Origin of the sequence: Frigoriflavimonas asaccharolytica (assembly GCF_013294015.1) — a bacterium.
Classification (GTDB): domain Bacteria; phylum Bacteroidota; class Bacteroidia; order Flavobacteriales; family Weeksellaceae; genus Frigoriflavimonas; species Frigoriflavimonas asaccharolytica.
In genome coordinates, this window is record NZ_JABSNO010000047.1 from 1 (window position 1) to 6,588 (window position 6,588).

At 33.4% G+C, this 6,588-nt stretch carries 6 protein-coding genes; all 6 read right to left on the minus strand.

The window, feature by feature from the left end:
• Positions 1 to 50: 50 nt before the first annotated feature.
• The 6 genes from HNQ03_RS15675 to tssD all read right to left on the minus strand — a co-directional run bounded on the left by HNQ03_RS15675 (position 51) and on the right by tssD (position 5,910).
• The gene (locus tag HNQ03_RS15675; protein ID WP_173780641.1) at positions 51 to 290 is read right to left on the minus strand and encodes a hypothetical protein; all 240 of its coding nucleotides are present in this window, start codon (positions 288 to 290) and stop codon (positions 51 to 53) included.
• 98 nt (positions 291 to 388) lie between these two features.
• Positions 389 to 964 carry a hypothetical protein gene (locus HNQ03_RS15680; RefSeq protein WP_173780642.1) on the minus strand — a complete coding sequence of 192 codons (576 nt, stop codon included), beginning with the start codon at positions 962 to 964 and terminating at the stop codon, positions 389 to 391.
• Positions 965 to 980: 16 nt separating this feature from the next.
• Positions 981 to 2,090, minus strand: coding sequence for a DUF4280 domain-containing protein (locus tag HNQ03_RS15685; protein ID WP_173780643.1), 1,110 nt, complete (start codon positions 2,088 to 2,090; stop codon positions 981 to 983).
• The gene (locus HNQ03_RS15690) at positions 2,090 to 3,142 is read right to left on the minus strand and encodes a hypothetical protein (protein ID WP_173780644.1); all 1,053 of its coding nucleotides are present in this window, start codon (positions 3,140 to 3,142) and stop codon (positions 2,090 to 2,092) included. The genes HNQ03_RS15685 and HNQ03_RS15690 overlap by 1 nt, the downstream gene beginning before the upstream one ends.
• 3 nt (positions 3,143 to 3,145) lie before the next feature.
• A complete protein-coding gene (locus HNQ03_RS15695; protein ID WP_226927535.1) occupies positions 3,146 to 5,308 on the minus strand; it encodes a type VI secretion system Vgr family protein in 2,163 nt (720 codons plus the stop codon).
• Positions 5,309 to 5,502: 194 nt separating this feature from the next.
• Positions 5,503 to 5,910, minus strand: a complete 408-nt coding sequence (gene tssD, locus HNQ03_RS15700; RefSeq protein ID WP_173780579.1) for a type VI secretion system tube protein TssD — start codon at positions 5,908 to 5,910, stop codon at positions 5,503 to 5,505.
• Between the last annotated feature and the right edge of the window lie 678 nt (positions 5,911 to 6,588).

Sequence of the window (6,588 nt, forward strand, 5' to 3'; positions counted from 1 at the left end):
TTAAACTCAAAAAGCCATTGGAAATGTATAAATTAGCAGCATAAAAACAATTAAGAAACAACTAATTGTGGTCTAAAGAAATGAGGGTAGAATATACCATCAAAATATGGAAAATCAAACCCTCCACCTTTTATTGCGTCAACACTTTTACTTGTACCATACTCATACGTATTCACCGCCTGTTCTAAAATAAAACCTGCAATCGCACCGCCAATACCAATCCCCATACCTTTTAAAGCTTTTAAGGCATCATAATTTTCAAATGATCTGGATGCAATATCTGCTGCCAATTCACGGCTCGCTTGCCGAGAAGTGTTGCCCGCAATGCGTGAATTGGCAATTTACTAATTTTGTAAAATATTAATTTACAATAACTTTAAAATAATACCTACTCTTCAAACATTTCTTTAAATTCTTCCTTCGGCATGAAATGTTTCAAATACTGTTCTACAAAAATTTTATTGAGTTCATCTGAAACATGAAAAGGATCTTCTGGATAACCTCTTGCTTCCCAAGAAGACTGTCCAGGTTCTAATATAATATCTATAGGAAATACTGGAACAGGGTTTTCTTTTGTACCGTATTTTGAATTGTTGAGTTGTAATTGGTTGATATGTACCGACATTTTATCGCCATTTTCATTACTACCTAAAGTAGTTCCCCGCATTTGCGAATTTTCATCAAGCCATAAAAATGTTTGTAGAGATAGAAACTTTTTATATTTATTATCAAAATAGATATAGCTCCATAAAAAGCCAGAAGGCCGTCCTCTTCTGCTTAGTCCCTTAATATATTGTTTGCTAGTTATTTCCGTGCTGTGAGGTAAAATAATTGTATCGTTTTTAGAATTTTGTATGTACTTTTCTATTTCTATGTCATTTGGTGCATTGCCTCGAAAAAAGAAAAAATTTCCTACAAAAATAAATATTGGTATTCCGATGACTATTCCTATAACATAACCCATTCTTTTCATTTTGATATTATTTATCTGTGGCTATTACACCAATGTTATTGTTTGCATCTTTATTATTAGAATTAATTCTCATTAACTCAGAATCAACATATAAGTTATCCTCATACACATTCACAGCCTGTTCTAAAATAAAACCTGCAATGGCACCGCCAATACCAATTCCTATACCTTTTAAAGCTTTTAAGGCATCATAATTTTCAAATGATCTGGATGCAATATCTGCTGCCAATTCACGGCTCGCTTGCCGAGAAATGTTGCCAGCGAGACCTGCCTCAAAAGCTTCTGTATTAAATCGGGTTATTTCTCTTGTAAGTGCTTGGTTGGTTTTAGTTACAGATGCTATTTCCGAGCCTTCTTTTGCTAGTTCTGTACCTACCCCTGTTCCTGCTTCTATCGTAGCTTCTTTCGTTTCTTTAGGCAAATCTAATCTTTCGCTTTCACCATTTTCAAACATATAATCAAAACCAATCGCAAGTGAAACGCCTAATACATTAGTACCACCCGTCAATCCTCCAATAAGACCAACTCCAAATTTACTTAAACCCTGTGCAATAATTTCTTTTTGATTATTATTACTGATGAAATCTGCAGCCTGCTGAGCAATTACCGGATCTACAATCAAAGTTACTATACCACCTTGTGGACAATTCATAACTGAAGAGTTTAGAAGTGCATTTTTTTTCTGGAATTTAACAGTGTTGTGAAACCCTACCCAAGGTATTTCTAATGTAACATCACAATCATGCGCTTCTTTATAAAATCCAATTCCGATGGCAACAGCAGCTCCTACTGCTGCAACCGCAATACCTGCCTGTGCTCCAACAGCAAGAGCTATAAGTACTGGACCAGCTAGTCCACCTGTAGCAACTGTGAGAAGAATAGCGCCGCCAATTGCTAATCCTACACATAAAAGAGCGAGACCACCCCATTTTTTTGCTGCCATTTTACATTTGAAGGATTCGCTTATTTTTCTGTCATCTATAGTAAGAAAATATTCTGTCTTATTCGTATGTACAATATTGGGATTACTTCTGGAAACCCCGATTTTTAAGGGATTTGGAACCTGCATATTGGTGCATACGACACTTGTGCTTTGTATAATATATGAATTTGCCATTATTCTATTTTTCTAAAGTTATAATTTACAAGTAGTTGAATGTTATTTTTCACTTCTTCTATCATGGTTACTTCGCCTTCTTCTGGCAAATTTATTTTATCATTGTAAACCACTCTTTCCCGATAACTTGCATTGTATTCTGAAAATTTATACTTTAAAATTGGTTTAAATTTTTCATCGTATTTCTCTTCGAGATTTGCAGAACTTTTTGTAGCCTCATTTATTGAACTCACTTTTCTAACTAAAATCTGATCTTCACTTTCCCGCAAAAGATCTTGTTTTATTTTTAGTTCTACTATTTCACCTTCAAACAACTGGGAATAAACATTTCTGCTATACTCGTCCATTTTATCTGTTGCATTTACAAGATATTTATTGAAAATAACTTCAAAAAACATTTTCATTTTTAAGTCATCTATAAGCGCTTTCTCGTTTTCAATTTGTTTTCCTGCAGTATCAATAAACTTTCCTATGGATTCTTTGCTTTTAGCATCACGAATAAAACCATATTTGCTTTCTAATAGGTTCCTGTGATTTTTCCATTTTTCTATGATTTCTTGATGATTATTCACTTTTTTAATTCCACCAGTTATATTATTTACTTTTAGAATAATTCCATCACATTTTATATTATCTAATTCGCTAACTAAATTTATTGCTTCCTGATATTGCGCAGGGTTCATTTCAATTATATTATCAAGAATCTTTATTTCTATAAATAAATTATCTTCTTTAATTATTTTTTTTAATTGAAATTCTCTTTTAGTAGTAGCTGTATTCGTCGGAATGCCATTTAGCTTAGTTACAACGGTTTGTTCACAACGGTACTTCGTAATTAAATCATAATCTATTAAATCCTCTTCATTTTTCTTTTGTTCCAAAGGAATTCTTATTTCAGAAATATGTACAGGAATTGGCTCTGCAAAAAATTGTTGCATCATGCCAGAGTTTCTATTATGAAAATCCAGCATCTCATCGATACTTATCTTGTTTTTTTTCGCTATAGATTCTAAAGTATCACCTTGGATGATATTGTACAATTTGTATTCCATAATTTAATTTATATCAACTTGTCCACCTGTAATTGTGGTATTTCCTTTAAATAGTGCTTCAGCTTTACCTGAACCTTTGATATGAACTTCACCCGCTGAAGTATTACAAACGCTTTCTGTTCCATTTATTGATATATTTTTTCCCTTAATGTCTATGCAACCATCAGAATAAAGAGTAATTGAGCTTGATCCAGTTTCAAATTTGATTTCTGTATCACAAGTGATGCTTACATTTCCGCCATTATCCATTTTTAAAACTGCATTAGAACCGCCACCATCTTTTGAACCAATGTTTATGGTATTGTTTGTTCCAACATTTATTGTGCGATTTACACCAATTTTTTCCGTGTTATTATTGCTTACTTCAGTTGTCACATCTCCCGTCCCGCTCAAGGTAACATGATTTCCATTTTTATCTTTAATTTCTATACCTGCTCCATCATTCAAACAAATAATATGTCCACTTTTACTACTCAAACTCTTCACATTATTTCCAGCACCACCACCGCCGCCAACTTTCCCATGGAACATAGATCCCATCACGAAAGGACGATCTGGATTGTCATGTATAAAATCTACCATCACTTGATCGCCTATTTCTGGGATGGACATAAAACCACGGTTTTTGCTTACTTTATCGCTTCCTCCTGCATCGGGCGTCATCACTCGGATCCATTCTGTGGTATCGTGCAATTGCCAATCAAAACGAACTTGTACACGCCCTTGGTTTTTTGGATCTGCATTATCTATTACTTTTGCGAATTGTGATTCAGCATGTGGTTGCTCAAATTTTGGACGTGGCAAAAAGCCTGTATCTGCTGCTATTGCTTGGAAAGTCCCACTGTAGTATCCTCGTGCATCTACTTCGTGGGTGCATTCTATGATCATTAATTTTGTGAAATAGGAAGTTTTGTTGCTGTCTTTTTTTCGCATTTTAATATCTGCTGCACATCCTGGATAAAGAAATGGCAAAGAGGTGTTTCCTGTGGTAATAAATACTTGTGTAGAATTACTGCCCGCAGTTCCTTTCTGGGAAAAATCCACATCTTTATAGGTTTGAGATCTTATAGGTGCAACACGCAAAGATGGCGTTTTAAAAGTGTTTTTAGAAATATCGTAAGCTCTGCTTGCAATATCTGATCGGTGTTTTATTTCTGATTCTCCAGTTGTTAATTTCTCATCGCTACCGCTATTATAACCGTAATATGTGGGATTTACGTGGATTGCACGCATTTTTACTTTTATATCGCTCACATTGGAGCCATATTCTAATTCTACAGGCGTTTCTTGTGGTGGTAATTTCCCAAAATGCAGAACTTCTCCGTCATAGAAAAATTGTTCTCCATATGCTTCTGCTATTCTTGCTAAATAATTGTAATGAGTTTCGTTATATTGAGCCGAAAACCCAATATTAGTGGTGTAAGCACTTTCTACACGAAAATCATAATTAGAACTTCCTAAACCTTCTTTTACGACGGAATCTGCAATACTATTGAGACTGATGGCTTGCTCCCCACCAAAACTTTGGGTATGTGGTGCCGAGTCTAATAATATGGTTGGATCAAAACCAGAAACGATGATGTTGCCTAAACTTCCCGAATCTTGCTCATAACCAACTTCTGTGATTACGCCCACAAATGTTCTTTCTGGTCCGTCTATTACGTCTTTATAAAGAAAAACAGCAGTCAATCTTTTGCCCAAAAATTCCTGAGCAGCTTGTAAATCATGGTTTTCATCATCACCTACTTCTTCCGCTGCCAAAGTGAGATCAAATGTATGATGACTGGATGCACTCTGGTTTAATTTAAAATATTTGAAGTGTTTTATCACTTTTCCTTCTATGATTACTTTTAATTTAACCACGCGGTTAATGCCCAAAATCTGATTTTCTGCAATTGTTTTTGCATTATAAATTTTTGATGTCGGTTGGTCCGTCCAAAGGTCTTTATCAACCGTGATAGGCGCTTGTTTTATTTTTCCAGCAATACCATTGATGGCAGTTCCTGCTGTTACAATCTTATCTGCTCCTTTTATTTTTGATTTTTTCGCAACAAATGAGCTTAGAGAATCTGTCCCCATTCTTTCCAAATCTGGCGTATTTAATTCTGGCGATGTTGGTGGTTTATTATTATCTGTAAACATATCGGGTTCTGTTTTATTTATCATGTATCAAAAACGAAGTTAGTACAAGTTTTTGGGAATCGGGTTCTAAAATTCAATTTTAGGATTTTATTAGGAAATAGAATTTAACTTACTGTAGCTCCTTATTGAATAATAGACGTTAAAAAAACCCGACCAGAAATACTTAAAAGCATACCAGTCGGGAATAAAATTCTGAATTGTTGAAAAAGATTTAAATGTTATTTACCTGGCCAAATTCCTTCGTAAGCTGATGTGCCATAGTCAATTTGCTCTGCACTTACCACGAAAGAAATCAACATATTGTCTTGATCAATTGCATCAAATGCTACTTCATGCTGTATTACATATCCGTTGTTCCATTTCAAAGTGATCAAAGTTCCTTCTTCGTGAGATTTATTGAAAGTAATTTCACCAGTTGTTGGCTTGTATTTTCCGTTTAATAAACTTTCTAATACGTGAGCATCTTCTGTCGCTTCAATTGTAATTTTAATTAAAGCATTACTTGGATCTGATGCTACACGACCAGAAACGTCTGTAGATCTTGATACACTGTAGTTAAGTTTTAACACTTTTTGTTCTGATCCTCCGTTGAATTTCAAAACTCCTCTTGAATTGTTAGCTGCCATAATTTCTAATTTTTAAGTTAATTATTTATTTGAATTATTATACTTCAAAGATAAAACCTCTTTTTAAAATTCTTTGTAGTAGTTCTACTACAAAATGTAAAGTTTTTAATAGAAAACGCGCTTTTTAAACTCAAAATTTTAATTAAATAAATTTAAAACCGCTCTAAAGGACCTCAAAAGCTGTTTTTAACCTGTTTTTGAGCGATGGTGATTTGCGCAATTGGTCGGTTTTATATTGGGGATTCTGGGTGAGAATGTAATATTATAGGGTAAATTTCTTTATAAAATGCAATAACAGTTTTAGATTTTAAAAGCAATATTGAATGATTGATAATAATAAATACATTTAAAAATACATCGAATATCTAAATTCAAATAATAACTCGACCGAAATTAATGAACTTTTTTCATAATTTTAATCAATTTTAAGGTAATAATCTTAATTAATAATATTTGAAAATTCTAATTTATTTCCCGATACAAAAAGTAAAATTCTCTTTATTAATGGTAGTTGGCAATGATTAAATAGTACAACAGTGGTACAAAATGAAAATGCTTTATCTTTTAAATACTTCTGATAATATTATTCTACCCTCATTTCTTTAGACCACAATTAGTTGTTTCTTAATTGTTTTTATGCTGCTAATTTATACATTTCCAATGGCTTTTTGAGTTTAA